At 70.8% G+C, this 2,323-nt stretch carries 2 protein-coding genes; both read right to left on the bottom strand.

Features of this window, described 5'->3' with window-relative positions:
- The coding region (locus EQG76_RS19740) for an iron-containing alcohol dehydrogenase (RefSeq protein ID WP_159716067.1) at positions 1-785 on the bottom strand (785 nt) is incomplete at its 3' end.
- The coding region (locus tag EQG76_RS19735; RefSeq protein ID WP_235031461.1) for a xylulokinase at positions 782-2,323 on the bottom strand (1,542 nt) is incomplete at its 5' end. The genes EQG76_RS19740 and EQG76_RS19735, both read right to left, overlap by 4 nt.

The following is a 2,323-nucleotide window of genomic DNA, read 5'->3' as shown; positions in this document are numbered from 1 at the left end:
GAGCCGGAATGGCTGGTATTGGTGAACAGCACGCCGAAGCCGCCCAGCGTCAGCATGTCGGTGAGCGCCCGGACTGCTTCGAGATCGCCCTTCACCAGCCCTTCGGCCTTTTCCAGCAGGATCGGCTCGTAGGGTGCCTGGATGTCGAACGGGCCCTGCTCGTAGGTGGTGCCCAGCAGCCGGTGGGAAAGCAGCCAGTCGACCTGGGCAGAGCTGCGGCACACCGCGTCGCCGAACCCGGCCCGGATCATCCGCACCGGTGCGTTGGCCAGGACGGTGAGGTCGTAGAACACGCCGCGCGGCGCGTGGCTCTTCAGCGAGAGCTTGTAGCCGTCCCGCGTGATGGATGCGGTGGAGGTGACATAGCCGTTCATGGAGGGGGCGGTGCCGAACACCGCGCAGCCGCGCCCATCCTGGAAGGTGACGTGCTTGCACAGATCATTGATTGTGCCGGAGCCGACCGCGATCAGCCCGTCCACGTGGCGCGACCGCTCCTTCAGGATGCCCGTGTACTTCTCGTCGGCCTTGGGGTGGTCGAGGATGATCGGCTCCGAATTGGGCAGGGCCGCCTGGATGCGCCTGCCGGCCACCTCCCAGGTGTTCTCGTCGGCCACCACGCCCAGCCGCTCGCCCAGGCCCAGGCCCGAGACCAGCTCGGCTTCCCGGCCCTCGGTGGTTTCCGTGGTCACCACCTTCTTCAGGCTGCACGGGACGGTCTTGCCGGTGGTGCGGTCGACGTAGCGACCCTCGACGAATTCCTGGATGAGCGGGTAGGCTCCGGTCACCGGCTGGATCCTTTCTGCTTGAACGCGGCGAGGTCGGCGTAGATCGACCGGAGCTGCGGGTACAGGCGCTCGAACAGCGCCAGAAGCTCGCGGTAGCGGGCATGGCGCTCCGCATCGGGCTCGATCCGCCGCTCGATCCGGCCGGCCATGGAGCCGACCGCCTCCTGCATGTCGGAAAACCAGCCGGCGCCGACCGCAGCACAGATGCCCGCACCCAAGCTGGACGCTTCCACGGTGGAGGAGCGGAGCACCGGCCGGCCGGCGGCCTCCGCCAGGATCTGGCACCATAGGTCCGAGCGCGAGCCGCCACCGATCGCGACGATCTCGGTGATGGGGGTGCCCAGCGCCGCCTCGATCTTGCCGAAGCCCAGCGCCTGCTCCAGCGCGATGCCTTCCATCTTCGCCCGGTAGAAATGGCCGCGGCCGTGCTCGGCCGACAGCCCAACCATCACGCCACGCGCGTCGTTGTCCCAGTAGGGCGTCATGCTGCCGAGCCACCAGGGGGTCAGCAGCAGGCCGTCCGCGCCGACCGGCAGGGCGGCCGCCTCCGCCTCCAGGCGGCGGTAGGCCTCCGGATCGGCCACGCCGTCCAGGCCGAACAGGCTGGACACGAACCAGTCGGTCAAGAACGTGCCGGTGCGCAGGCAGAGCTCGTTGATGAAGCCCTCGCCCGACGCCGAGTTCATGGTCCGCCAGCCGGGATCGACCATGTAGCGGCCAGCCCAGACGCCGGAAACCGTGGCGGTGCCGAGATTGCAGTAGGCGCGCCCGGTGGCGATCACCCCGCAGCCCAGCCCGCCGGCCTGGCCGTCGCCGGCACCCGCCACCACGGGCGTGCCGGGGCGCAGCCCGGTGGCCGCCGCCGCCTCTTCCGTGAGCCGGCCCAGTACCGTGCCCGGCTGGCGTGCGGCGAAGAAGCGGTCGGGACCGAGGCCCAGCGGCGCCAGCAGCTCCTCGGCGTAGCACCGCTCCGCCATGTTCCAAACGCCCAGCGGGTCGGCGCAGGCCCAGGAGGTGGCGCGCTCGCCGGTCAGCCGGTGCACCAGGAAGCCGTGGACATCGACGGCATGGGCGGTGGCGGCCAGCGTCTCGGGTTCGTTTCGTCCAAGCCAGGACAGGCCATACAGGGCCGGGGTGGGGTCCGGCGTCTTGCCGGTGATCTGCCGGATGCGTTCGACGCCATGCCGCTCCACCAGCAGCCGGACGTCGTCGCCGCTGCGCTCGTCCAGCCACAGGATGCCCGGCCGCAGCGCCTGGCCGCGCCGGTCGAGCACGGCGAAGGTCTCGCGCTGGTTGGCGATCGCAAGCGCCTCAATCCGCTCGGGCGCCACGCTGGCCGTCACCTGCCGGACCGTCTCGGCGGCGGCCGTCCACCAATCCTCCGGGTCCTGCTCGAACCAGCCGGGCCGCGGGTTGGCCATCGGCAGCCGGGCCCGGCCCTCCACCACCGCCCGGCCGGAGCGGTTCCAGGCGATCGCCTTGGTCGCCGTGGTGCTGCTGTCGATGCCTATGACGAGCGGTTCGGTCATGGTCGGAGG

Origin of the sequence: Geminicoccus flavidas, assembly GCF_009806515.1 — a bacterium.
GTDB lineage: Bacteria > Pseudomonadota > Alphaproteobacteria > Geminicoccales > Geminicoccaceae > Geminicoccus > Geminicoccus flavidus.
Note: the sequence above shows the minus strand (reverse complement) of the source record. Positions and strands in the feature narration are given on the sequence as shown.